24 protein-coding genes are annotated in these 24869 nt (G+C 65.2%); 14 read left to right on the top strand and 10 right to left on the bottom strand.

Annotated features, from left to right (window positions below):
• Nucleotides 1–66: 66 nt before the first annotated feature.
• Together serA and J1C49_RS16790 are read right to left on the bottom strand one after the other, a co-directional pair.
• Complete coding sequence (gene serA / locus J1C49_RS16795) at nucleotides 67–1662, bottom strand: phosphoglycerate dehydrogenase (protein WP_227447002.1); 1596 nt, start codon at nucleotides 1660–1662, stop codon at nucleotides 67–69.
• Between the two features lie 190 nt (nucleotides 1663–1852).
• On the bottom strand, nucleotides 1853–3037 hold the full coding sequence (locus J1C49_RS16790) for a phosphoserine transaminase (RefSeq protein ID WP_227447001.1): 1185 nt from the start codon (nucleotides 3035–3037) through the stop codon (nucleotides 1853–1855).
• Nucleotides 3038–3259: 222 nt separating this feature from the next.
• On the opposite strand from J1C49_RS16790, the gene J1C49_RS16785 reads away from it, so the two are divergent.
• Nucleotides 3260–3610 carry a DUF2794 domain-containing protein gene (locus J1C49_RS16785; RefSeq protein ID WP_227447000.1) on the top strand — a complete coding sequence of 117 codons (351 nt, stop codon included), beginning with the start codon at nucleotides 3260–3262 and terminating at the stop codon, nucleotides 3608–3610.
• Nucleotides 3611–3695: 85 nt separating this feature from the next.
• Here J1C49_RS16785 and speB read toward each other — a convergent pair whose 3' ends face one another.
• From speB to J1C49_RS16765, 4 genes are all read right to left on the bottom strand, one after another.
• Entirely contained in the window at nucleotides 3696–4676 is a 981-nt protein-coding gene (gene speB, locus J1C49_RS16780; protein WP_227446999.1) for an agmatinase, read from the bottom strand.
• 408 nt (nucleotides 4677–5084) lie between these two features.
• Nucleotides 5085–5933, bottom strand: a complete 849-nt coding sequence (locus tag J1C49_RS16775; RefSeq protein ID WP_227446998.1) for an NlpC/P60 family protein — start codon at nucleotides 5931–5933, stop codon at nucleotides 5085–5087.
• A gap of 3 nt (nucleotides 5934–5936) precedes the next feature.
• Entirely contained in the window at nucleotides 5937–7322 is a 1386-nt protein-coding gene (locus J1C49_RS16770; protein ID WP_227446997.1) for a M17 family metallopeptidase, read from the bottom strand.
• Nucleotides 7323–7539: 217 nt separating this feature from the next.
• Nucleotides 7540–7920, bottom strand: a complete 381-nt coding sequence (locus J1C49_RS16765) for a hypothetical protein (protein ID WP_227446996.1) — start codon at nucleotides 7918–7920, stop codon at nucleotides 7540–7542.
• A gap of 150 nt (nucleotides 7921–8070) precedes the next feature.
• On the opposite strand from J1C49_RS16765, the gene J1C49_RS16760 reads away from it, so the two are divergent.
• Nucleotides 8071–8718, top strand: coding sequence for a carbonic anhydrase (locus J1C49_RS16760; RefSeq protein WP_227446995.1), 648 nt, complete (start codon nucleotides 8071–8073; stop codon nucleotides 8716–8718).
• 34 nt (nucleotides 8719–8752) lie between these two features.
• Here J1C49_RS16760 and J1C49_RS16755 read toward each other — a convergent pair whose 3' ends face one another.
• A complete protein-coding gene (locus J1C49_RS16755; protein ID WP_227446994.1) occupies nucleotides 8753–9100 on the bottom strand; it encodes a hypothetical protein in 348 nt (115 codons plus the stop codon).
• A gap of 126 nt (nucleotides 9101–9226) precedes the next feature.
• Here J1C49_RS16755 and J1C49_RS16750 point away from each other — a divergent pair, with 126 nt between their 5' ends.
• Nucleotides 9227–10177 (top strand): hypothetical protein, encoded by a 951-nt coding sequence (locus J1C49_RS16750; protein WP_227446993.1) that lies wholly within the window; start codon nucleotides 9227–9229, stop codon nucleotides 10175–10177.
• A gap of 95 nt (nucleotides 10178–10272) precedes the next feature.
• Here the strand turns inward: J1C49_RS16750 and J1C49_RS16745 are convergent, their stop codons facing one another.
• Together J1C49_RS16745 and J1C49_RS16740 are read right to left on the bottom strand one after the other, a co-directional pair.
• Complete coding sequence (locus J1C49_RS16745) at nucleotides 10273–10410, bottom strand: hypothetical protein (RefSeq protein WP_227446992.1); 138 nt, start codon at nucleotides 10408–10410, stop codon at nucleotides 10273–10275.
• Between the two features lie 998 nt (nucleotides 10411–11408).
• On the bottom strand, nucleotides 11409–12431 hold the full coding sequence (locus tag J1C49_RS16740; RefSeq protein WP_227446991.1) for an aspartate-semialdehyde dehydrogenase: 1023 nt from the start codon (nucleotides 12429–12431) through the stop codon (nucleotides 11409–11411).
• Nucleotides 12432–12514: 83 nt separating this feature from the next.
• On the opposite strand from J1C49_RS16740, the gene J1C49_RS16735 reads away from it, so the two are divergent.
• Nucleotides 12515–12760: a hypothetical protein gene (locus tag J1C49_RS16735; protein ID WP_227446990.1), complete on the top strand. Its 246-nt coding sequence runs from the start codon at nucleotides 12515–12517 to the stop codon at nucleotides 12758–12760.
• Between the two features lie 148 nt (nucleotides 12761–12908).
• Nucleotides 12909–14777, top strand: coding sequence for a nucleoside-diphosphate sugar epimerase/dehydratase (locus J1C49_RS16730; protein WP_227446989.1), 1869 nt, complete (start codon nucleotides 12909–12911; stop codon nucleotides 14775–14777).
• 194 nt (nucleotides 14778–14971) lie between these two features.
• Here the strand turns inward: J1C49_RS16730 and J1C49_RS16725 are convergent, their stop codons facing one another.
• Complete coding sequence (locus tag J1C49_RS16725; protein ID WP_227446988.1) at nucleotides 14972–15814, bottom strand: TIGR00730 family Rossman fold protein; 843 nt, start codon at nucleotides 15812–15814, stop codon at nucleotides 14972–14974.
• Between the two features lie 103 nt (nucleotides 15815–15917).
• Here J1C49_RS16725 and J1C49_RS16720 point away from each other — a divergent pair, with 103 nt between their 5' ends.
• From J1C49_RS16720 to J1C49_RS16680, 9 genes are all read left to right on the top strand, one after another.
• Entirely contained in the window at nucleotides 15918–16835 is a 918-nt protein-coding gene (locus tag J1C49_RS16720) for a threonine/serine dehydratase (protein ID WP_227446987.1), read from the top strand.
• A gap of 126 nt (nucleotides 16836–16961) precedes the next feature.
• Complete coding sequence (gene dapD, locus J1C49_RS16715) at nucleotides 16962–17789, top strand: 2,3,4,5-tetrahydropyridine-2,6-dicarboxylate N-succinyltransferase (protein WP_227446986.1); 828 nt, start codon at nucleotides 16962–16964, stop codon at nucleotides 17787–17789.
• Nucleotides 17790–17869: 80 nt separating this feature from the next.
• Nucleotides 17870–18115: a GlsB/YeaQ/YmgE family stress response membrane protein gene (locus tag J1C49_RS16710; protein ID WP_227446985.1), complete on the top strand. Its 246-nt coding sequence runs from the start codon at nucleotides 17870–17872 to the stop codon at nucleotides 18113–18115.
• Nucleotides 18116–18223: 108 nt separating this feature from the next.
• Complete coding sequence (locus J1C49_RS16705) at nucleotides 18224–18580, top strand: hypothetical protein (RefSeq protein ID WP_227446984.1); 357 nt, start codon at nucleotides 18224–18226, stop codon at nucleotides 18578–18580.
• Between the two features lie 2 nt (nucleotides 18581–18582).
• Complete coding sequence (locus J1C49_RS16700; protein ID WP_227446983.1) at nucleotides 18583–18933, top strand: hypothetical protein; 351 nt, start codon at nucleotides 18583–18585, stop codon at nucleotides 18931–18933.
• 290 nt (nucleotides 18934–19223) lie between these two features.
• Nucleotides 19224–20372 carry a succinyl-diaminopimelate desuccinylase gene (dapE, locus tag J1C49_RS16695; RefSeq protein WP_227446982.1) on the top strand — a complete coding sequence of 383 codons (1149 nt, stop codon included), beginning with the start codon at nucleotides 19224–19226 and terminating at the stop codon, nucleotides 20370–20372.
• On the top strand, nucleotides 20372–20944 hold the full coding sequence (locus J1C49_RS16690; protein ID WP_227446981.1) for a TIGR04282 family arsenosugar biosynthesis glycosyltransferase: 573 nt from the start codon (nucleotides 20372–20374) through the stop codon (nucleotides 20942–20944). Before dapE ends, J1C49_RS16690 begins: the two co-directional genes overlap by 1 nt.
• Nucleotides 20945–21113: 169 nt before the next feature.
• A complete protein-coding gene (gene rnr, locus J1C49_RS16685) occupies nucleotides 21114–23417 on the top strand; it encodes a ribonuclease R (protein WP_227446980.1) in 2304 nt (767 codons plus the stop codon).
• A gap of 102 nt (nucleotides 23418–23519) precedes the next feature.
• Nucleotides 23520–24845, top strand: a complete 1326-nt coding sequence (locus J1C49_RS16680) for a lytic murein transglycosylase (protein WP_227446979.1) — start codon at nucleotides 23520–23522, stop codon at nucleotides 24843–24845.
• Nucleotides 24846–24869 lie beyond the last annotated feature (24 nt).

Below are 24869 nucleotides of genomic sequence, written 5' to 3'. Positions count from 1 at the left end.
CCGCTTTATTACTGTCGTGCCGGGGGCGGTGACCCGATCACCGCCGCCCCCGATATCGAGGCCCGATCAGGCAACGTCGAAGGAAAGTGGGCGGATCTGCTGGAACATGCCGGTCTTGCGCAGGGCGTTTGACGCGGCCTCGGGAAGAGGATCGTCGATGTAGAGAAGGGCGATGGCCTCGCCCTGCGACTCCTTCCGGCCCAGCGTGAAGTTTGCGATGTTCACACCATTGGCACCCAGGGTGGTGCCGAGCGTGCCGATGATGCCAGGCACGTCCTTGTTGGTGGTATAGACCATGTGCTTTCCGACTTCGGCGTCGATATTGATGCCCTTGATCTGGATGAACCGCGGCTTGCCATCGGAGAACACCGTGCCAGCGATGGAGCGTTCGCGTTCCGGCGTGACGACGGTCACCTTGATGTAGCCCTCGAACGCGCCTGACTTGGCCTGATTGGTCGTCGAAATCTTCACCCCACGCTCGCGCGCGATCACCGGGGCGGATACCATGTTCACATCCGGGTTCACGGATTTCATGATCCCTGCGATGAGTGCGCAGTTTAGCGCTTCGAGGTTCATCTCGGAGGCCGCGCCGTCATAGAGGATGTTGATCGCCTTGACCGGCTCATCCGTCATCTGGCCGATGAAGCTGCCGAGATGATCCGCCAGCTTGATCCAGGGGCCCATGACCTTGGCCTCTTCCGCTGTGACGGAGGGCATGTTGAGCGCGTTTTCCACGGCGCCGGTCAGAAGATAGCTCGACATCTGCTCTGCGACTTGGAGCGCGACGTTCTCCTGGGCTTCGGTTGTGGCCGCGCCAAGATGCGGCGTGACGACGACGTTGGGCAGGTTGAAAAGCGGGTTTTCCGTGGCCGGCTCGACAGAGAACACGTCGAAAGCGGCGCCGGCAACATGGCCGGACTGAAGCAGCTCGGCAAGCGCCTCTTCATCAACCAGACCGCCGCGGGCGCAGTTGACGATACGCACGCCTTTCTTTGTCTTTTCAAGGTTCTCGCGGCTCAGGATGTTGCGGGTCTGGTCCGTCAGCGGCACGTGCAGGGTGATGAAATCGGCCCGCTCCAGAAGCGTGTCGAGCGTGACTTTCTCGACCTGCATCTTCTGGGCTTTCTCTTCGGACAGGAACGGGTCATAGGCGATGACCTTCATCTTGAGACCGCGCGCGCGGTCGCAGACGATGCCGCCGATATTGCCTGCCCCGATCACCCCGAGGGTCTTGCCGGTCAACTCCACACCCATGAATTTCGACTTTTCCCATTTGCCCGCATGGGTCGATGCGGACGCTTCGGGGATCTGGCGCGCCACGGCGAACATCATCGCGATGGCATGCTCCGCCGTTGTGATCATATTGCCGAAGGGCGTGTTCATCACGATCACGCCTTTCTGGGAGGCGGCGTCCTTGTCGATATTGTCGGTGCCGATCCCGGCGCGGCCGATGACCTTGAGCTTGTCGGCGGCCGCGAGGATCGTCGGTGTCACCTTGGTCGCGGAGCGGATCGCGAGGCCGTCATAGTCGCCGATCACGGCGGCGAGCGCCTCCTTGTCCTTGCCGAGTTCGGGGCGGAAATCGACCTCGATCCCCCGGTCGCGGAAGATCTGAACGGCGGCCTCGGACAGCTTGTCGGAGATGAGAACTTTGGGAGCCATGATTGGTCCTTTCACGCTGTGTAGAGCGGACGCACAAGGCATGCACAGAGGATGCACAAACCATACATACGCGATGTGCGCGCTTAGGGGCTGTTATTTGGTGTTTAGGTGCAAATTTGCACGATCTGGCGTTTGCGTGCGCACCCCCATGAGGGGCCCGCACGCATGAAGACGGGAAGAGGCGCAGCGGTCAGGCGGCCTCGGACAATGCGGCGATCTCGGTCGCGAAGGCCCAGTCGAGCCAAGGAAACATCGCTTCGAGATCGGCGGTTTCCACCGTCGAGCCGCACCAGATCCGCAACCCGGCAGGCGCGTCGCGATAGGCGCCGACATCGAGTGCTGCTCCTTCCGCTTCGAGCCGCTTCTGCACGGCCTTGGCGAAGGTGGCGCCATCGGTGATGCGCGGATCGGTGAATTTCAGGCAGACCGAGGTGGTGGAGCGGGTGGCGGGATCGACCGCGAGGTTCTCGATCCAGTCGCGCGCGGCGCAGAACTCCCAAACCGCCTGCGCGTTGCGATCCGCGCGCGCGATCAGCCCGGCAAGGCCGCCTTCGCCGCGCGCCCAGTCGAGCGCCAGCAGGTAATCCTCGACCGCGAGCATGGAGGGCGTGTTGATCGTTGCGCCCTCGAAGATGCCCTCGATCAGCTTGCCGCCCTTGGTCAGGCGGAAGATCTTGGGCAGGGGCCATGCGGGGGTGTAGCTTTCGAGCCGCGCGACCGCGCGCGGGCTGAGGATGATGACGCCATGCGCCGCCTCGCCGCCCAGCACCTTCTGCCAGGAGAAGGTGGTCACGTCGAGCTTGTCCCAGGGCAGGTCCATGGCAAAGGCCGCAGAGGTCGCATCGCAGATGGTCAGCCCGTCCCGATCCGCAGGGATCACGTCGCCGGAGGGCAAACGCACGCCGGACGTTGTCCCGTTCCACGTAAAGACCACGTCGGTATCATAGTCGATCGCGGCCATGTCGACGATCTCGCCATATTCGGCGGTGACGACATCGGCGTCGATCTTGAGCTGTTTGACCACATCCGTGACCCAGCCCGCGCCGAAGCTTTCCCACGCGACCATGGTGGCCTTGCGTGCGCCGAGCAGCGACCACATCGCCATTTCGACGGCGCCGGTATCGGAGGCCGGCACGATCCCGATGCGGTAATCGGCGGGCACGCCGAGGATCTCGCGGGTGCCTTCGATGGCAGCCTTGAGCTTGTCCTTGCCGATCTTGGCACGGTGCGACCGGCCCAGAGCGGCGTCGGCCAGCTTGTCGACGGAAAATGTGGGGGGCTTGGCGCAAGGGCCAGAGGAGAACCGCGGATTTGCAGGCAAAACGGCGGGTTTGTTGGCGGCGTCATGCGACGCCGTGTGTGTGATACCAGTCATGGCTAACCTTCCAGATAGTCGCCCTTCGTTGGGGAAGGGTGTCCCACAGACCCCGCTAAAGAACCGCGCAGCGAGGCGCAAGTCGCAAAATGCATGTGAGCCGTCGGTTTGAGCGTTCCGGAGCGGTCCTTGGCGCGGATCGGAAACATCACGCGCCGGGCGGATCAACCAATCACCGCGAAACCCCTTGATTTACAAAGGGTCAGGCGCAAGTCTGGTGATATGAACAATTTCACTCCGTTTCCGGGGGGCGCTGGGGCGGGCGCATCCCATGAGGTCGTTGCCTTTCACCGCACCGAGCTTTCGGTGATCCTGTCGCTTTACGGGCGGATGGTTGCAGCCGGCGAGTGGCGCGATTACGGCATCTCGTCCCTGCGCGACATGGCGGTGTTTTCCGTGTTTCGCCGCACGGCGGAGCATCCGCTTTACCGGATCGAGAAACGCCCGAAATTGCGCAACAGGCAAGGGCAATACGCGGTGATCGGGGCCGATGGGCAGGTGCTCAAGCGCGGCGCGGACCTGCGCGCGGTGCTGCGGGTCCTGGAGCGCAAGCTGATCCGCGCGGTGGAGTAAGCTGGGCCTTTGAGTCGCGCGTTCCGGCGCCGTGCGTGTCGCAAGGCGGGGAACGGGGCGGGCGGGATGCATCGCGCCCGGTTGATCAGCCGTCCGCGTCAGCCAGCATCGCGCAGAGCAGTTCGAACATGATCGAGACGCCGAGAAAAGCTGTTCCCCCCGATTGGTCGAAGGGCGGTGAGACCTCCACCAGATCGGCCCCCACAATATCGAGACCGTGGAGTTCGCGGCAGACCTGCAGCGCCTGCAAACTGTTGGGTCCACCCACTTCCGGCGTGCCGGTGCCGGGCGCAAATGTCGGGTCGACAAAATCGATGTCGTAGCTGACATAGGTCGGCCTTGTGCCAACGATCTCACGGGCTTCTGCCATCACATCCGCCAATCCGCGCGCAAAGAACTCCTCGATCAGCACAAGCCGGATGCCGTTTGCGGCGGCAAAATCGCGGTCTTCGGTGTCATACATGGTCCCGCGCAGTCCGATCTGGATGATGCGCCTGGGGTCGAGCAGCCCTTCTTCCACGGCGCGGCGGAACGGGGTGCCATGGGTATACATCTGGCCGTTGAAATAGCTGTGGAACAGGTCGGTATGGCTGTCGAAATGCACCATGCCCAGCGGACCGTCCTTGGCCAGCGCGCGCAGGATCGGCAGCGAGGTCAGATGGTCGCCGCCCGCGGTGAGCGGGCGAATGCCCTGCGCGTGCACCGCGTCGTAAAACGCCGTGATGCGCGCCATGCTGTCCGGGATATCCGCCGGGTTGGGGCCGACGTCGCCCAGATCGGCGCAGGCGGCGGTTTCGAACGGGCGCTGGCCGGTGGTGGGATGCTGGGCGCGGATCATCGTCGAGGCGTCACGCAGCTGGCGCGGGCCATGGCGGGGACCGGGCCGGTTGGTGGTGCCGCTGTCCCAGGGCACACCGATCAGACCGATTTCGACCTCGGCGCGGCGGTCATGCTCCGGCGGCAGGTAGGGCAGGCGCATGAAGGTCGGCACGCCCGCGAAGCGCGGCAACTCGAAGCCCGAAACCGGATGGAAGAACGGGTCGGAGCGTGGCGTAGCGTTTGGCATCATGGGAGCCTTTTCAAGCGGTTGGAGGGCCGTCGAACGGATGTCCCGCGCATGGTGGCCCAGTGCGGGCGGCGACGCAAGCGGGACGGGCGCGGGTGTTCGGGCGTCTGCTGGACCGGCGCTGCAGGAGGGCCGGTTGCGATGGCGGGGCGGCTTGCATGGTGGCGAAGGCGGGCGGAAGCGGGAGCTTTCGAGGGGGCGCTTTGGAGGGGGCGCTGCCCCCGCCGCGGCAAGCCGCGACTCCCCCGGAGTATTTGCGGACAGAAGAAACTGCTGGGGGGCAGCCTTACCGGGTGCGGGGAGCCGGGCGTGGCGTGTTGCCGTGCGAGAGGGGGGCGCTGCCCCGCCGCGGCAAGCCGCGACTCCCCCGGAGTATTTGCGGACAGAAGAAACCGCAGAGGCGCAGCCTTACCGGGCGCGATGGAGCCGGGCGTGGCGTGTGACCGGGCCGTCGCCCTGGTCGGCGATGCGCGCCAGGGCGCGGTCGAGCGGCTCATGTGCAACCGCCATGTGATGGGCATTGGCATGGAGCAGGCTGTCCGGATCCGAGACCCAAGCCACATGGCCCTTCCAGAACAACAGATCTCCCCGGTCGGGCGCGGTGCCGGGGGGCAAGGTTATGCCGAGCGCGCGTTCCTGCATGTCGCTATCGCCGGGGCAGGCCATCGCGCAGGCGTGGCAGGCGATCTGCACGAGGCCGGAGCAGTCGATGCCCAGGCTGCTGTTGCCGCCCCAGAGATAGGGCGCGCCAAGCAGCCGTTCCGCCACCGAGACGGGATCGTCCTCGGGGCTGTCGGTGGGGGCGAGATGGTTTCGGGGCACGAATCCCAGAGAGGTTGAGGCAAACCGGCCGACGACCGCGTCGACGGTGACCCGGGCGCCAAGCGGGAGGAGGCATCTGTCGGGCGATTTCATATCCGGGGCGGTATAGGCATGGGTCGCGCGGGTCTTGACCCTGTGCGTGGCGGTCCTTTCCGGGCCGATGGCGGCCTGCGCCACATACCCCACATAGCTGTCGTCGGTGGCCTGCACGAAGGCCCAGCCGGCGTGGTGCTCGAAGACCGTAACCGGCGCGCCAAACAGCAGCTGACGGTCCCGCGGCCCATCCGGTGCGGCGCACAGGTCGGTCACCGGATCCGTCACGCAGGCCGGCGTGCCATCGGTGTAGCGGCGCCGGTCTCCCGGCCGGGGCGGGTCGGGTTGCAGGGTCCGGGCGGCGACGCGCGCATTGGCCGGGGTCAGGCGGCGGTCAGTCATGGATCAGAGGTTGAGCGCCTGCGGCAACGCGCCGAAGATCGCCCGCGTTCCCTGACCGAGGCCGCCTTTGCTGCGCCCGGCGGCGGCGCGTGGTTGCCAGGCATAGATGTCGAAATGCGCGTAGCGCGGTGCGTTTTCGACGAAGCGGCGCAGGAACAGCGCCGCGGTGATCGATCCGGCCATGCCGCCGGCGGGGGCATTGTCGAGATCGGCAATGCCCGGTTCGATCATGTCTTCGTAAGGCGCCCAGAAGGGCATGCGCCAAATCGGGTCTGCAAGGCGCCGGCCGGCTTGTTCCAACTCGATGGCGAGGGTCTCGTCATCGGTGTAGTAGGGCGCAAGATCCGCCCCGACAGCCACGCGCGCCGCACCGGTCAGGGTGGCCATGGAAATGGTGAGATCGGTGTCTTCCTCATCGGCAAAGGCGAGCGCATCGGCGAGCACCAGACGGCCCTCGGCATCGGTGTTGTTGATCTCGACGGTCAGCCCCTTGCGCGAGGTCAGGATGTCCTGCGGGCGGAAGGCATTGGCCGAGACGCTGTTTTCGACCGCAGGGATCAGCATGCGCAACCGCAGGGGCAAGCGGTTCGTCATGATCATCTCGGCCAGACCCATCACGTTGGCCGCGCCGCCCATGTCCTTTTTCATCAGACCCATGGAGCTTCCGGGTTTGAGGTTGAGCCCGCCGGTGTCGAAGCACACCCCCTTGCCGACCAGCGTAAGCATCGGCCCCCGATGCCCCCAGCGCATGTCAATCAGCCGCGGCGCGGTGGCGGAGGCACGGCCCACCGCATGGATCATGGGGAAGTTCTTGTCGAGAAGCGCGTCCCCCACGGTGACGGTGATCTCCGCGCCGTGTCGGTCGGCCAGCGCGCGGGCCGCGGTTTCTAGCGCGTCGGGGCCCATGTCGGAGGCCGGCGTGTTGACGAGATCGCGGGTCAGGGCCTCTGCGGCGGCGAAGGATTCCACACAGGGCGCATCGATCGTGGCCGGCGCGACGAGCCCCGGGCTTTCGGCGTTGCTGTTGCGATAGCGGTCGAAGCGGTAGGCGGTCAGGAGCCAGCCCAGCGATTCCGTCGTGGCATCGAAATGATCGGGCGTTTGCGCCAGATGATAGGTTCCGGGCGCGAGACCCGGCAGGCAGGCGGCGAGCGGAAACCGCTGGCGGGCGCGGTCACGGGCCGTGCCATAGCCTGCAAGCGCCGCCATCGGGTGACCGTCCGGACCCGGGATCATCAGGCAGGTGCCTATGGCGCCGGTGAAATGCGTCGCCTCGACCCAGTGGCGCGCAAAATCGCTGGCCTCTGCGGCCCAGCATGCGACGTCATCCGGTTCAAGCACGTAAAGCGGGCACGCCGCATCCGAGGCAGGCGCAAACTGCATTGACATAAAATGGACCTCTCGCTTCCTGAGGGTACACCTTATGCCTCTCTCCGGGCCGATGAAACCGGTATTGTGGCCGTGCCTGCGCCACGATTTCCAACGCGGGGCAGGGGATCACGGGGGTGCACGCGCTGCGAGGCAGGGGACGAGGCGCAGGCGGAATGCGCGCTGCGGCGCGTTGGCGGAAGGGCTGGGGGCCCGGGACCATGGTGCCTTCACGGGGTCAGACGGAGAGATCCTGCAAATCCCACAATGTGCTCAACGCCTGTTCGCCGACGCGGCCGAGTCGCGCGGTTGTCGCGGCTTCGGCGACCGTATCGCCATATTCGATACAGTTCATCACGTCGCGCGCCACACAGGCCAGCCCGGTCAGGCCGATTTGCCCGGCAACCGCCGCCAGGGCCCGGAGGTCCTTGTGGCGTTCCTCGCTCGGGCGGCGGGGATCGTGTTTCTGGATCCGGCACAAACGCATGCCCAGATCTTCCATCGTCCGGCAAATCACATCTTCGGCGGCGCGTGATCCCAGGTCCGCGCACAAGATTTCGATTTGACGCGCATCCATCTCCGGCCGCTCGCCGGGCGCGAGAAAACTGACCTCAGTCATATTTCACCCCATCGTTCAGAGCCCCCACGGCTGACCCATCTTTGCACCGCTGCCCTAGCAAAAGGTTATCTCCGCGACGTATTATCCCTCGAATCTTCCGACAATTCAGCCTATTGCAAGGGACGCAGATCTGTTCCGGAGGCCGATCCCATGCACCGTGTCCGTCCCTTGCCCGCCTATCTCGTTCAGCGTTACCACGGATGGAAAGCCACCGGGTATCACGAGAACCGCGCGTGGTATCGGCGTCTTGCCGAAGAAGGCCAGCGCCCGCGCGCCATGGTGATTTCCTGTTGCGACAGCCGCGTGCACGTCACCTCGATCTTTGGTGCCGATCAGGGCGAATTCTTTATTCATCGCAATATCGCGAACCTTGTGCCGCCCTTCGAGACCGGCGGAAAGCAGCACGGCACCTCGGCAGCGGTGGAATATGCGGTGACGGGGCTGCACGTGGCGCATGTCATCGTGCTGGGTCATTCGCAATGCGGCGGTGTTCAGGGCTGCATCGACATGTGCGAGGGCCGTGCGCCGCAGCTTGAGGACAGCGAATCCTTTGTCGGACGCTGGATGGACCTGTTGCGTCCCGGCTATGAGAAGGTGCGCGAGCGCGGGGAAGGCGATATGGCGCGCGCGCTCGAGAAGGAGGCGGTCGTCGTCTCGCTCGAAAACCTCATGACATTTCCGTTTGTGCGCAGTGCGGTTGATGACGGCGAGCTGACGCTGCACGGGGTCTGGACCGATATCGGTCAAGGCAATCTCGAATGGTGGGACCCGGCAAGCGAGCGGTTTCAGCTCGTCTGATCCTGGGTCGTCATCGCGTGGGCGTTGGCCCGCGTCAGCGCGGGTCAAGCTCGGCTGTCAGGCCATCGGCGCTGCCGCGGAGCGCGGGACGGCCGATGCGGGCCGCGATGCTGCGCAGCGGAACGCCAAGGCTGCGCCCGGTGCAAAGCGGCTCCCCCTGTTCGCGCAGAATGACGAGATGTCCGGCGCGAAACCCCAGCCCGTAGCCCTTGGCCTGCAAGGCGCGGGCCAGCGCGGGCCAGTCCGGCGCGGTTTCCAGGATCGGGCTCAGGAAGCGGCGCAGCAGCATTTGCGTTTCGCAATCGAGCGGGGCCGGAAGGATGGTGGCGGCCGGGTTTCCGGCGCTTTGCCATCCGGCTGAACTGTCTGGTTGGTGCCTCATGGCGGAACTCCAATACTCTGAACACCGCCAGTCTGCGCGTCGAAAACGGCAAAACTAGGGCCGGAGCGGACGTATTATCGTGGTTTGGGAAACGCTTCCTTAACCTGGCGTGCGCAAGGTGTCCCCATGACGAGGATCGAGATCCGCATCAACGAAGACGATCCGCTCTGTCGTGCGTTGCAGACCGTGGCGGACCGCAAGGGCCAGGACTTGGAGGACGTGTTGCGCGAATATCTTTCACAACTGGTCGAGCGGTCGTTGGACGACGCATGGGCGGCAACGCAAGCCCCCGGCGCGGCGGCAGACGAGGCCACGGGCGTCGAGGGCGGCGGTCCGCCCGACGCGCGTCGCCTCGCGGATGAGGGCCTGCGGGAGCAGGTGCGGCGCGATCTGGAATCGGCGCAGTCCTGGCCGGAGCTTCAGGGGCGCTTGATGTTGCGCGGATGCGCGCTGCGCAGCGGTTCAACGGGTCTGGAGGTGGTCCAGCATCCCGGTGAGGACCGGCTCTGGAGCCTCGACAGCCTTGGCCTGTCCCGCGCGGCGCTCGAGCGGAGGATCGGTGCGCGTTTCCCTGACAGCAGCGGTATCGACTGGGCGCGTCTGCGGGGGCAGGGTGCGCGGGTCGCGCCGATTGCACGGCCGGGGCACCGGTTGAGCGCATTGTCGGTGCAACGGGGGCCGGTCGAGGACATGGTCGAAGATGCTGGGGCGAAGATGTGCTTCATGCGGGACGCCGGCGCCACGGCCAGAGGCGCGCTTGCACGGGTGGCAGCACGCGAGGCGGACAAAGGCGGGATGCCTTCGGGCGATGGCGGGGTGCATGCAGGTGATGAAGCGCCACGCGTTCTGGGTGACCCTGCACCCGCCAAGAGGATGGTGCAAACGGATGCGGGGGCTGACGGTCGGCGCGACGAGAGCCCTCGGCTGACTTTCTCAGCGAGGGCGAGTGCAAGTGCGAAGGCGCTGGAAGCGGATGCAACGGGCGGGGGCAGCGAAACGGCCATTTTCCAGCAAAAGGAGGCAGGAGACGCGGGCCCACCGCTTTTTTCGAGCCCTCGGCGCCACGTAGCGGGCTGACCTGTTCCACCGACACCCATGCGGGAAATGCGGTTTTGGTTCATGATTGGGCGCAGCCGGGCAAGTCGGGGCCGCTCAGGATGGCACTGTCTTTATCAGACAGCGATGGCGCGTGCGGCGGGTGAGCGGAACAGCCACGACCGCACGGGACGGCGACGGCGGCGCTGGCCGTCGAGGGCGTTCAGGGCGCGCAGGCGGCGCGCGCGGGCAATGCAGATCAGCGTGTCAGTCATGGACCTGTTCCTTCCATCGACAGTCCTGGTGGGGCCACCGCGTTCGACGATGACATAACAACCATCGCGTGCAATCTGGGCAGAAACAGGACACGTCATGGCCGGTATCGGGACCATTTCGCGAAAGCGCATGGCAAAATCGGGGCTCGAAGGCCAGCCGCCGAGTGCGTAGAGCAGCCGCGGGGAGGAGAGACCAGTGGCAGGGCGCGAAGACCAACCACGGGGCGGGAAGACCAGCCGCGGGGCGGGAAGACCAGCCGCGGGGCGGGAAGACCAACTGCGAAGCGCGAAGACCAGCGGCGAGGCACGAAGACCCGCGGCGAGGCACGAAGACCTGCCGCAGTGACGCAATCGACCCTCTGTCTGGCCATCGGAATGCAGATCCCAGCGGCTTGACGCAGCGGTTCCCAAAAAGGAGCGATCAAGGTCGCGACACCCTTGCCAGGCTTATCCGACAGGCTCGCTCCCCAATTTTGCGGGCACAAAAAAAGCGGGACGCCAAAGGTGCCCCGCTTGTTGGTGTCACTGCGGCGCGGTTGCTGCGCCCGGGTTGCCGCGCGGGTATCCTTGCGGCTCATTCGCACGGATTGTGTCATTCCGGCACCGCCACAGCGGTGCCGTCGCTGCGGTAGTGTCGCTGCGATGCGGTCGCTACGCCCGGTTTGCCGCGCTGCTATCCGGGAGGCTCTTTCGCCGGGATGGCATTATTGTGGCGCCGCCACTGTGGTTCGGTCGCTGCGGTAGTGTCACCGAGGTAGCGCCACCGCGGCGTGGTTGGTGTGCCCGGTCAGCCGCGCCGCTATCCAAGCGGCTCTTTCGCAGGGAAAGTGGTATTGTGGCGCGGCGACTTCGGTAGGGTCGCCGCGCTGGTGCCGCCGAGGAACGTTCTCTGCGACAGGGTTCCCGCGCCGCTGTCCGTGCGGTTTTCTCACCGCAATGGTACGACTAAGGTGCCGCTACTGCGGTATATGCACCGCGGTGATGTCACAGCGGCGGCGTCAGCCCTTTTTCAACGCGCGCTGGCCAAGAACCTCGGCAATCTGGACCGCGTTGAGCGCGGCTCCCTTGCGCAGATTGTCCGAAACGCACCACAGGTTCAGACCGTTGTCGATGGTCGAATCCTGCCGAATCCTTGAGATGAAGGTCGCAAAATCGCCCACGCATTCGACGGGAGTCACGTATCCGCCATCCTCGCGCTTGTCGATCACCATGATCCCCGGTGCTTCGCGCAGGATCTCGCGCGCCTCGTCTTCATCGAGGAAGTCTTCGAACTCGATATTGATCGCCTCGGAATGACCGACAAAGACCGGCACGCGCACGCAGGTCGCCGTGACCTTGATGCTCGGGTCGATGATCTTCTTGGTTTCGGCGACCATTTTCCACTCTTCCTTGGTGGAGCCGTCCTCCAGAAACACGTCGATATGCGGGATCACGTTGAAAGCGATCTGCTTGGGATAAACCTTGGGCGGCACATCGGAGACCGGGTTGTAGACAGCCTTCGTCTGGTCCCAGAGTTCATCCATCGCCTCCTTGCCCGAACCGGAGACGGATTGATAGGTCGACACGACCACCCGCTTGATGCGCGCGCGGTCATGCAAGGGCTTGAGCGCAACGACCATCTGCGCGGTGGAACAGTTCGGGTTGGCGATAATGTTACGCTTGCTGTAGCCCATCACGGCATCGGCGTTCACTTCCGGAACGATCAGCGGCACGTCGGGATCATAGCGATAGAGCGACGAGTTATCGATCACCACACAGCCCGCCTTGGCGGCCTTGGGCGCGAATTCCTTGGTCGCATCGGAGCCGATCGCAAAAAGCGCGATGTCCCAGCCGGTGAAGTCAAACGTGGCGAGGTCCTGGGTTTTGAGCGTCTTGTCGCCAAAGCTCACCTCCGTGCCAAGCGAGCGGCGTGACGCCAGCACCGCCAGCTCGTCGACGGGGAATTCCCGTTCGGCGAGGATGTTCAGCATTTCGCGGCCCACGTTGCCCGTGGCACCGGCGACGACGACCCTGTAACCCATGTCGGTCCTCCGTTTAGGTCTGATGGCGGAACACGATGTTCCGGCCCGTTGTCCGAGGCGTCGTTACCCCAGAGCGACACGGCTTGAAAGACCTCTTTGCTGCGGCACGGTGGAGTTTTGCCCCGGTCGCAACAGGGGCAGGCGCCAAAGGGTGTGGCGGCCTGCCGCAGCCGGGCGCTTTTGGCCAGCCTGAAACCGCCGAAATTGAGGGCACGTGCCCGAAAAACCGGCGAATACCCGCCGATATTCCCCTTGAAGTGCCCAAATGGCGGAAATCCGCCATTTTTTTGGGCGCACCGGTGGTGTATCTGCAGAAGGTATCTCATTAGCTAAGACGGCGATCTTCCCGAGCGGCGCAATTATGTGACAGTGCCGGGTGGTCTCCAAGGGCCGGGATTGCGCCAACAGGCGCTGTGCGGGCATGACAATAAAAAAGGCCTCGGCGCAGAGCACCGCACGAGAGTCAGGGAACGGGACATGCTTTATAGTATTATCAGGACGCTCTCGCCTGGCTGTAAACAGGCCATTTTCATGCTTGCCGACGTGGTGATGATCGCAGTGGCGCTGTACTTGGCGCTGGTGCTGAGTGCCTCGACCTCCGCTGACCCAGCAACACTGCTGTCCGCGGCACCGCTGTTCGCAGGGCTCATGGTGGGAGGGGCTGGTCTCGGCTGGTGGCTCGGTCTGCCGCATATGAAGCTCAACGCATACGAAATGCGGGGCATCCTGCGCACCGCGACCTTTGCCACGGGGCTGGGTCTGACGGGGGTCATTCTTGGCTCCGCCTTTGGCTCAAGCTTGTCTTTTGCAGTCTTTTTCAATTTCACGCTTCTGCTGATGGTGTTCGGCGCGGCCTGGCGGATCGGTCTGCGGCATCTGACGATGATGATCTACCGCCGCGGCCAGAACCGGATGCGGGTGATGATCTACGGCGCCGGTCAGACGGGCCAGCAGCTGGCGTCCGCGCTGCGCCATGACCACGCGGTCGATGTGGTCGCCTTCATCGATGACGACCCGACGCTGCAAAGCACCTCGATTCAGGGCATTCGCGTCTATGGCGCCAGCCGCATCAAGCAGATGGTCGCGGAGATGGACATCCAGCGTATCGTTCTGGCCATGCCCTCGATCAGCCAGCCGACCGTCGCAGGCATCGCGCAACGGCTGCGTCGCATGGGATGCGAGGTGCACACCGTTCCGTCCTTTGCCGCGTTGATCGGGCGCGAAGCGATGAACCGCTCGGTATCGCCGGTCTCGCTCGACGATCTTCTCGGGCGCAATCAGCTTGAAAAGGAGCTACCCGCGGTCAGCCATGCCTATACGAACCGCCGCATCCTCATCACCGGCGCGGGCGGGTCGATCGGCTCGGAGCTCTGCCGTCAGCTGGTGGCGTGCAAGCCCGAATGCGTGGTGCTCGTCGATCACTCGGAGCTGGGTCTTTACAACATCGAGAAAGAGCTCAAATCCCTCGCCGAAGGCATGACAATTGTGCCTGTGCTGGCGTCGGTGCTCGATCAGCCGCTGATGACACAACTGCTGGAGCAACACCGCATCGAGGTGGTGCTGCACGCGGCGGCTTACAAGCACCTGCCCATGGTCGAATGCAACCCGATCAGCGGTCTGCGCAACAATGTCATCGGCACCAAGGTGATGGCCGACGCGGCGCGCGTCACCGGGGTCGAGCGCTTTATCCTCGTGTCCTCCGACAAGGCGGTGCGGCCAACCAATGTGATGGGCGCATCCAAGCGCCTCGCGGAGCTTCTCGTGCAGGATCTTGCTACGCGCTCGGCGGGCACACGCTTTTCCATGGTGCGCTTTGGCAACGTCCTCGGGTCGTCCGGCTCTGTCATCCCGCTGTTCAAGGAACAGATCGAACGCGGTGGTCCGGTGACGCTGACCCACGGCGACGTGACCCGCTACTTCATGACGATTTCCGAAGCCGCCCGGCTTGTGCTTCTGGCCGGGTCCTTTGCCCAGGGGGGCGAAGTGTTCGTTCTGGACATGGGAGACCCGGTTCCGATCAAGGAACTCGCACGCAAGATGATCGAGGGCGCCGGGTTCCAGGTGAAGGATGCGGAAACGCCGGAAGGCGATATCGAGATCAAGATCGTCGGGCTGCGACCCGGCGAAAAGCTGCATGAAGAGCTGCTGATCGAGCCCGACATGCTGACGACACCGCATCCCAAGATCCTGCGCGCGCAGGAGAGCTACCTCTCCGAGTTCGAGATGGCGACCGCGATCAAGGATCTGCGCCTTGCGCTGGAAACCCGCGACGCCGATGCCGCCCGCGCGGTGATTGCGCGCTGGGTCGAGCACGAGGTGATCGAGGAACAGCTGGGCACCGTCTGACGCGGTGCTGGCGCAACGCTGCTCCCCCGCTTGCCCTTCCCCAGTTCATGGTGACGGCGTCCTCGCACGAGGGCGCCCTGCGGGCTCTCCACCGCGGTCCGCGCGTTTTTGGCAGACATCACGCCGAGGGCCGGCGGCCGGGCAGGGCTGACCGGCCTTCCGACGTGGATCGGACCCGGGCCGGCCTGTGCTTGTCAGCGGCCGGGGATGATGTCCCGAACGCCGTGCGCCTCCCAGTTTTCGATCGCGGCAAGCGCCTCTTCGCCGGTTTCGACAAATCGGAACAGTGACAGGTCGTCCTGCGAGATCGTTCCGGCCTCCGCAAGGGCATCCCAGTTGATGATCCGTTCCCAGAAATCGCGTCCGAAGAGCAGGAAGGGCACCCGTTTCATGCGCCCGGTCTGGATCAGCGTCAGCGACTCGAACAGCTCGTCCAGCGTGCCAAACCCGCCGGGAAACACGCAGATCGCGGCGGCGCGCATCAGGAAATGCATCTTGCGGATCGCAAAATAATGGAAATTGAAGGCCAGGTCCGGCGTCACATAGGGGTTCGGGGCCTGTTCATGCGGCAACACGATGTTCAAGCCGATCGAAACGCCTCCGGCCTCTTCGGCACCCCGGTTGCCCGCCTCCATGACGCCCGGTCCGCCGCCGGTGCAGATCACCCAGTCGCGGTTTCCGGACGCCACGGATTTCTCCGTGACCAGCTTCGCAAAACGGCGCGCCTCCTCGTAGAACTGTGACAGGTCCGCAAGCGTTTGCGTGCCCGCGCTGGCCTTGTCCGCGGGCGACGGGATCCGCGCGCCGCCGAACAGAACAACGGTGCTGTCGATCTGGTGCTCGTCGAGCAGCATCTCGAATTTCAGCAATTCCAGTTGCAACCGGACAGGCCGGAGTTCGTCGCGGCACAGGAAACTGTCATCCGCAAAGGCGAGCCGGTAGCTCGGCGAGAGGGTTTGCGGTGTTTCGGGAACCGCGCGAGCGGTCTCGCAATCGGTCCCAGCATCGCGCAGGCTGCTGCGGCGGTCATCTTTCATCGGGGCGTCCTTGTATGGTGCTTGCTCCGACTATAGCGTCAGCGCAAACACACACCAGAGCGATACGTGCCAACTGCGCGTCACGCAGGACAGGAGCCGGGCAATGGATTGGAAAGCGCAGATCAATGCAGCGGCCGAGCGCATCGCGGGCCACGCACAGGTGACGCCGGTGATGCAGAGCGCGTCCCTCTGGGAGCGCCCGGTGGATCTCAAGCTCGAACATCTGCAGCACATGGGCAGTTTCAAGGCGCGCGGCGCGTTCAACACGCTGGCTGCGGTGGATGTGCCGGAGGCCGGGATCGTGGCGGCGTCGGGCGGCAATCACGGGGCGGCGGTGGCCTATGCGGCGCGGATGCTCGGCCACAGGGCGCGGATCTTTGTTCCGGAAATCGCCGGACCGGCCAAGATTGGCCTGATCGAGCGCACCGGGGCGGATCTGACCGTTGTGCCGGGTGAGTATGCCGATGCGGCGGACATGGCGCGCCGGTTCGAAGAAGAGCAGGGCGCGATGCAGGTCCATGCCTATGATGCCGATCTGACGGTCGCCGGGCAGGGCACGCTGATGCGCGAATGGGAGGCGCAGGGGCTCGCGGCGGATACGGTGCTGATTGCCGTGGGCGGGGGCGGATTGATCGCCGGGGCGCTGGCGTGGCTGCAGGGCGCGCGCAAGGTTGTTGCGGTTGAGCCGGGCAGCTGTAACGCGCTGGCTGCGGCGCTTGACGCCGGTGCGCCGGTCGATGTCCCGGTGTCGGGAGTTGCCGCCAATGCGCTGGGCGCGCGCCGGATTGGTCAGATCGCCTATGATCTGGCCGCGGCGCAGGGAATTTCCTGTGTCACGGTCCCCGATGGTGCGATCCTGGAGGCGCAGAAAACGCTCTGGCAGGCGCATCGCCTGCTTGTGGAGCCCGCAGGGGCCTGCGCCCTCGCCGCGCTGCAATGGGGGGCCTATGTGCCCGAACCGGGGGAGCGGGTGGCGGTGCTTGTATGTGGCGGCAATGTAGCACCCGATCCGCTCGGCTGATACGGGCGCGGCACGCCGACAGTCCCCAACCGCCGCGCCAAAAGGCAAGCGGCCGGCCGAGTGGTGCATTGCGCGGCAGGCAGGAGGGCATTAAGGGGGTGTGCGACGCGAACAGGGGAGTTGCACATGTCGAATGCCGAGTTGGAAGTTGCCATCGAAGCCGCTTGGGAAAACCGGGCCGAGATCACGCCGGCGACCACAGGCGCCACCCGCGAGGCCATCGAAGAGACGCTGAACGCGCTCGATGGTGGGGGGCTCAGGGTTGCGGAGCGTCGCGAAAATGGCGATTGGCATGTCAACCAGTGGGCGAAGAAGGCCGTTCTTCTGGGCTTTCGGATCAAGGACATGGAAATCCAGGACGGCGGCCCCCAGGGCGGCGGCTGGTGGGACAAGGTCGACAGCAAGTTCAAGGGCTGGGATGCCGGGCAATGGCGGGACGCCGGCTTCCGCGCGGTGCCGAACTGCGTGGTGCGCAAATCGGCCTTCATCGCGCCGGGTGTCGTGCTCATGCCGTCCTTCGTGAATCTCGGCGCCTATGTGGACGAAGGCACCATGGTCGATACCTGGGCCACGGTCGGCTCCTGTGCGCAGATCGGCAAGAATGTGCACCTGTCCGGCGGTGTCGGGATTGGTGGCGTTCTGGAACCGATGCAGGCCGGTCCGACCATCATCGAGGACAACTGCTTCATCGGGGCACGCTCCGAGGTGGTCGAGGGCTGCATCGTGCGCGAAGGTTCCGTGCTGGGCATGGGCGTGTTCATCGGTCAGTCGACGAAGATCGTGGATCGCGAAACCGGTGAGGTCATGTATGGCGAGGTGCCACCCTATTCGGTGGTCGTTGCAGGCTCGATGCCATCGAAGAACGGGGTTAACCTTTACTGCGCCGTGATCGTCAAGCGTGTGGATGAACGCACGCGCTCCAAGACCGGGATCAACGAGCTGCTGCGCGATTGATTGCGAGATCATCGGGAACCATTGGCAAGCTGCCGGGTTCCCGATGCAGACCTATTTGCAAAAACGGCTCAGGAGCGAACATGGGACTTGGTATTTTGGCATCAATCATCGTCGGCGGGCTTGCAGGATGGATTGCAAGCGGCTTGATGAAGGCACAGACAGGTCTGTTGGTGAATATCATCCTCGGGATCGTCGGTGCGGTGGTGCTCAACACCATTCTCTCCATCGTTGGCATCTATGCCGACCGGAGCTGGCTGCCGCAGCTGATCGTGGGCGCGGCCGGTGCCTCCCTGCTCATTTTCGTGTGGCGCCGCATCAAGAGCTGATGCGCCTCTCATGGCGGTAATCGCTGTCGATGATCGGGCGGGCTCGTGATAGGGTGACCATCACACAATGCGATCAAGAATGAGAGTGGCCCGCCTATGAATCCGCGCATGATCCTGCCTGTTATTGCCATTGCCCTTTCGGTGGCCCTTTCTGGGTTGCCCGCTGATGCACAAGAGTATGACGGGCTGTATCGTATCGAAGGGCTCGGCACCGGCACCTGCACCTATACCGGGGCCGATGATGGCGTCATCGAGGTGCGGGACGGTATGTTGGGCGGGGTCGAAAGCCGGTGTGCGCTGACCAATCCTGTCGCGGTGCGCGCGATGGACGCCACGTTGTTTGACGCGGAATGTATGGGCGAGGGCGAAACCTATGGCTACCGCGTGATGTTGATGCAGACGGCGCGCGGGATCGCGGTCATCCGCAATGGCTATACCGGCGAATATGACAGGTGCGGGGGATAGGCGTGGCCAAGACCGACACATCCGAAAAACCCGCAAAGCCCCGCAAACGCCAACAGGTCTATACCCTGCTTGTCGAAGTCGGGCGCAAGGCGGGTGACGGGCTTCCGAAAGCGGCCACCGGCGGCGCGCTCATGTGCTATGCCTCCGGCGTGGACGAAGCCGAAGCCGTGCGTGAAACCGTGGCCATTCTCAAGCAGGCGGATATGGCACCGCTTGACGTCACCGGCTACGGCACGCCGGAAGAGCGTGAACAGCAGGGCCACGAGATCGACGCGGAGGAGCGCGGATTGATGGACCGCGCGCTTGCCGAAAACGCGGTGATCGTGGCCAGTGTCGAGCCGTTCTTCGACTGACTCCTTGGTCTTTGTGCCCACTCCAACGCCCTGGCCCATGTGATCACGCGCGCTCCTGTGTCGACGCGCCATGCGCCGCAGCAGCCGCGCTGCGGCGCGCGCGCCTTGCAGAGCCGCTGATCGTGAGCCGTCACCAGACAACACGCACGGATCGGCGCACCTCGCCGGCGGCGCTCCGGCGTCTGGCATGCCATGGGGGTAATGGGAGGCTTTGCCAAAGCCGGTTTGTTGCCAAGCGCCCTGCCACGCGGTAGCCATCCCCACGACATCAACCCCGGCAGGAGCCCGTCATGACCACTGATCCCGTTGCACTGACCGCGCGTCTGGTGCGTTGCCCCTCCGTCACGCCGGACGAGGGCGGCGCGCTGGTGCTGCTTCAGGAGCATCTCGAAGCCGCCGGGTTCGACTGCACGCGCGTTGACCGGGGCGGGGTGAGCAACCTATTTGCACGCTGGGGCGCAAAGGGCGCAGCCCGGACCTTTGGATTCAACGGGCATACCGACGTCGTGCCGATCGGACGCCGGGAGGACTGGACATACGACCCGTTCGGCGCGGAGATCGACGGCGACTGGATGTATGGGCGCGGGACCACGGACATGAAATCCGGTGTTGCGGCCTTCGTGGCGGCAGCCATTGATTTTGTCACCGACACGCCGCCGGACGGGGCCGTCATCCTGACCGTGACCGGCGATGAGGAGGGCGATGCGCTGGACGGCACGACCGCGCTTCTGGACTGGATGGATGCGCAGGGAGAGCGCATGGATGTCTGCCTTGTGGGCGAGCCGACCTGTCCGCAACAATTTGGCGACACGATCAAGATCGGACGGCGCGGCTCGATGAATGCCTGGATCACGGTGACCGGCAAGCAGGGGCACTCGGCCTATCTGGATCGAGCGCTGAACCCGATGCCTGCGATGGTGCGGCTTCTGGACCGGCTGTCATCCACACCGCTGGACGCGGGCACGGATCATTTCGACCCTTCCACGCTTTCCGTGGTTACGGTCGATACGGGCAACCCGGCGACCAATGTGATCCCGGCCAAGGTCGAAGCCACGCTCAACATCCGCTTCAACGATACCCATACCGGGGCGGCGCTTTCCGAATGGTTGCACGAGGAGGCGGCAAAGCTGGACGCGGAATTCGGCACACGCACCGCGTTGCGCGTGAAGATCTCCGGCGAGAGCTTTGTGACACCGCCGGGGCCGTTGTCGGATCTCGTGGCCCGCGCCGTGGCCGCGGAGAGCGGTGTGACGCCGGAGCTGTCGACCACCGGCGGCACATCGGATGCGCGATTCGTGAAGGCGCATTGCCCGGTGGTGGAGTTCGGTCTTGTCGGGCACCGGATGCACGCGGTGGACGAACGGGTTTCCGTGTCGGAGATTGGCCGGCTCAAGGCGGTCTACACGCGCATCCTCGGCGATTATTTCGGATCGCGCTGATGCCGGGGCGCCGCAGTCTTGTGGTGATGGTCAAGGAGCCGCGTCCGGGCCGCGTGAAAACGCGGCTTGCGCGCGATATCGGGTCGGTTCCGGCCACTTGGTGGTTTCGGCATCAGGTGGACCGCCTGACACGGTCCATCCGCGATCCCCGGTGGCAGACCGTTCTGGCCGTGGCGCCGGACAAGGCGGTTACAAGCCGGGTCTTTGACGCCGCCTTGCCGCGCGTGGCACAGGGCCGGGGCGATCTTGGCGCGCGTATGGCGCGGGCCATGCGGCAGATGCCGCCGGGGCCGGTCTGTGTCATTGGAGCCGACGTGCCCGGCATCACGCCTGCGCATGTGGCCCGCGCGTTCCGCGCGCTTGGCGATGCGGAAACGGTGTTCGGACCGGCGGAAGACGGGGGCTATTGGCTCGTGGGCGTCCGCAATGCGCGCGCATTTCCGCCGGGGCTTTTTGAGGGCGTGCGCTGGTCGAGCCGGCATGCTCTGGCCGACAGCGTCGCCTCGCTCGGGAAGAGGCGCGTGGCTCTTGTCGACCGGCTTCGCGATGTTGATCGGGCCGCCGACCTCTGAGACCGGTCGAAGGATGCGCGTGGCCGTGGTCCTGCGGGTCGATACGGGCCGCCCGGCACGGCTGAATGACAGGAGAACGCGCCCGACTCGCGCAAGGCGGAGCGCCGCGTGACAGCGTCTGGTGATGATCCGCGTGACGGCGGAGGGCGCGCGTGCTAGCTGACAGGGCATGACACAGATCCCCACGAAAGACGCGATCCTGCAGTGGATCTCCGACAATCCGACGCTGACCTCGAAGCGCGACATTTCCAAGGCCTTTGGCATCAAGGGCGCCGCGCGGATCGACCTCAAGCGCGTGTTGAAGCAACTCGAAGCCGAGGGGCATCTCGAGAAGCGCAAGAAAACCTACCGCGATCCTGATCGGCTGCCGCCGGTCAGCGTGCTGATGGTGCGGGAGCCGGATTCGAACGGAGATCTGTTCGCCCAGCCGCTGGAATGGCATGGCGAAGGGGTCGAACCGATCGTGCTTCTGGTCCCGCGCGAGTCGGACCCGGCGCTCGGGCCCGGCGACAGGATCCTGGCCCGGCTCACGGTGGTGCATGAAGAGGATCACAATTACGAGGCGCGGCTGATCCGGCGGATTGGCCATGCGCCCACCCGCATCGTCGGGATTTTCCGCAAAGGCGCGGAGGGCGGCCGGGTTCTGCCCATCGACAAGGGCTCGGACCGCGAGTGGAGCGTGGCGGCGGACGCCACCGGGGGCGCGCAGGATGGCGAGCTGATCGAGGCCGAGCAGGTCGGGCCAAAAGGCCGCATGGGATTGCCGCGGGCCCGGGTGGTCGAGCGGCTTGGCGACCCGACAGAGCCGCGCGCGGTGTCGCTGATCGCCATTCATCAGCACGGCATTCCCGACAGCTTTCCCGAGGATGTGCTTGCCGAGGCCGACAGGATGAAGCCCGCGGGGCTGAACGGGCGGGTCGATTTGCGTGACATGCTCCTTGTGACCATCGACCCGGCTGATGCCCGGGACCACGACGACGCGGTTTTTGCCGAGGCCGATGACGACCCCAAGAACCCCGGCGGGCATCGCATCTGGGTGGCGATTGCGGATGTGGCCCATTACGTGCGCCCCGGTTCCGCGCTGGACCGCGAGGCCAAGAAGCGGGGCAATTCGAGCTATTTCCCCGACCGGGTTGTGCCGATGTTGCCTGACCGGCTGTCCGGTGATCTGTGTTCGCTGCATGAGGGGGTGCCGCGGGCCTGTATCGCGGTCGAGATGGTGATCGCGGCGGATGGGACGTTGCGGTCCAAACGCTTCATGCGCGGGTTGATGCGCTCGCCGGCATCGCTGAATTACCAACAGGTGCAGGCGGCCATGGATGGCGCGCCCGATGCACAGGCCGAACCCCTGGTCAGCGCCGTAATCCGGCCGCTCTACCAGGCCTATGCCGCGTTGCGACAGGCGCGCGAGCGCCGCCAGCCGCTGGAGCTGGAACTGCCGGAGCGCAAGGTGGTGCTGGACGAGACCGGAACGGTGCAGTCGGTGGATTTCAGCGAACGGCTCGATGCGCACAAGCTGATCGAGGAATTCATGGTCTTGGCGAACGTCGCCGCGGCCGAGGTGCTCATTGCCAAGAAATCGCCGCTGCTGTTCCGGGTGCATGAAGAGCCGCCGCAAGACAAGCTGGACTCGCTCCGGGATACGGCGGAGGCATCGGGGCTGGTGCTGGCCAAGGGGCAAGTGCTCAAGACCAGCCATCTCAACCGGTTGCTGGCGCAGGCAGCGGGCACGGATGAGGCGGAGTTGATCAACATCGCGACGCTGCGCTCCATGACGCAGGCCTATTACAGTCCGAAGAATTTTGGTCATTTCGGCTTGGCGCTCGACAATTACGCGCATTTCACGTCGCCGATCCGGCGCTATTCCGATCTCGTCGTGCATCGTGCGCTCATTGCCGCGCATGGCTGGGGCGATGACGGGCTGAGCGCGGAGGAAATCGACAGGCTGGAACAGACGGCGCAGCATATCTCGGATACCGAGCGGCGTTCGATGATGGCCGAGCGTGACACCACGGACCGCTATCTGGCGGCCTTTCTGTCGGACCGGATCGGCGCGGAATTCACCGGTCGGATCAGCGGAATTGCCAAGTTCGGGGTATTTGTGAAGCTCGATGAGACCGGCGCGGACGGGCTTGTGCCGATCTCCACGCTGGGGCGCGAGTATTTTCACTTTGACCGCGATGCCGGGACCCTCATGGGCGCGGATACCGGGCGGCTCATCGCGCTGGGCATGCGCGCGCGGGTGCGGCTCGTGGAGGCGGCGCCGGTGACCGGGGGCATCGCGTTTGAAATGCTGGAGATCGAGGATGAGGGCATCGCCAGCAGCGCGCGCGGGCGCGGCGGCGGGCCGCGTGGCAAGGGGCGCGGGCGGGGCGGGCGCCCCGGTGGCGCACCAAAGCGCAAATCGGTCCGGGCGGCGAAGAAGGCGGCGAAGGTGAAACGCAAGGTGACGCGCCAGACGCGCCAACGGTAAATCGCGCGTGGCTTCGCAAGGCTTTGCCGATCCGCCGCGCAGGGTCCGCTTGCGGCGGAGGGGCCGCGCGTCCTAGGCTGGAGCAGGATCAGGAGGGCGACGATGCGGATTGCAGACTATCTGGCATGCGCGCTGGCGGCAGTGCTGCCAGCAATGGCGGTGGCGGAGCCGCTGCGCCCGGTTGCACGGCCCGCCGTGCTGGATGCGGCGAGGCCGGTGCCGGTTGTCCTTGCGCAGACCGTGCGGCCGCAGGCGCGTCCGGCGGGGGTCGACCAAGATGGCGCCGGCGCGGGCAGGGGCGGCGCGGAATTTGACGCCTGGATTGCCGGGTTTCGCGCCCGCGCGCTGTCTCGGGGCATCACCGCATCGGTCTTTGATGCGGCCTTTGCCGATGTGCGCTACGATCCGGAGGTTGTCCGGCGCGACCGAAACCAGTCGGAATTCACCAAGACGATTTGGGTTTATCTCGAAACCGCCGTGTCCGAGGCCCGCATTCGCAACGGGCGCGCGGCGCTTGCGCGGCATCGGGCGCTGTTGGAGCGGATCGAGGCCGAATACGGCGTGCGCAAGGAAATCGTCGTCGCGATCTGGGGGCTGGAATCGGCCTATGGCACCTTCAAGGGCTCCAAGCCCGTTATCGGGTCCATGGCGACGCTGGCCTATGACGGGCGGCGGCAGCGTTTCTTCGAGGCCCAGCTGCTGGCCGCGCTGAAGATCCTGCAACAGGGCCATACCGTGCCGGAAAACATGAAGGGGAGCTGGGCCGGTGCGATGGGCCATACCCAGTTCATGCCGACCTCGTTCCAGTCGCTGGCGGTGGATTGGACCGGCGATGGGAAGCGCGATATCTGGGGCGAAGATCCGGCCGACGCGCTGGCCTCCACAGCGCATTACCTCAAGTCGAACGGGTGGCGGACCGGCGTGCCATGGGGCGTGGAAGTTGTTGTTCCTGAAGGGTTTGACTATCTCCAGGCCAATCGCGAGATCGAGCGGCTGCCCTCGGCTTGGGCGCGGCGCGGCGTGGTGCCGGCCCATGGCGGCCCGATCCCCGATGCCGGGGTTGCGTCGCTCTTGCTGCCCGCAGGGCACCAGGGGGCCGCGTTCCTCGTGTTCCGCAATTTCGCCGTGTTGGAGAGCTACAACACCGCCGATGCCTACGTGATTGGCGTGGGGCATCTGGCGGACCGGATTGCCGGCGGCCCGCCAATCAGGGGGGGCTGGCCGGAAGCGGACCGGGCGCTGACATTTGAGGAGCGGATCGAGTTGCAGGAACGTCTGACGGCGCTCGGATTCGATACGCGCGGGATCGACGCGAAGGTCGGTCCGTTAACCATCAATGCCGTCCGGCGTTTTCAGCAATCTCAAGGGCTTGTGCCCGATGGCTATGCCTCTCCGGGGCTGTTGCAGCGGGTACGCGCGGCCGGGTGAGCGAAGGCCGGGTGCGCGCAGCCC

The sequence above is a fragment of the Cognatishimia sp. F0-27 genome, from assembly GCF_020667845.1.
In the GTDB taxonomy this organism is placed as follows: Bacteria; Pseudomonadota; Alphaproteobacteria; order Rhodobacterales; family Rhodobacteraceae; genus JAFMPQ01.
This window is presented reverse-complemented; position numbering and strand designations above follow the sequence as displayed.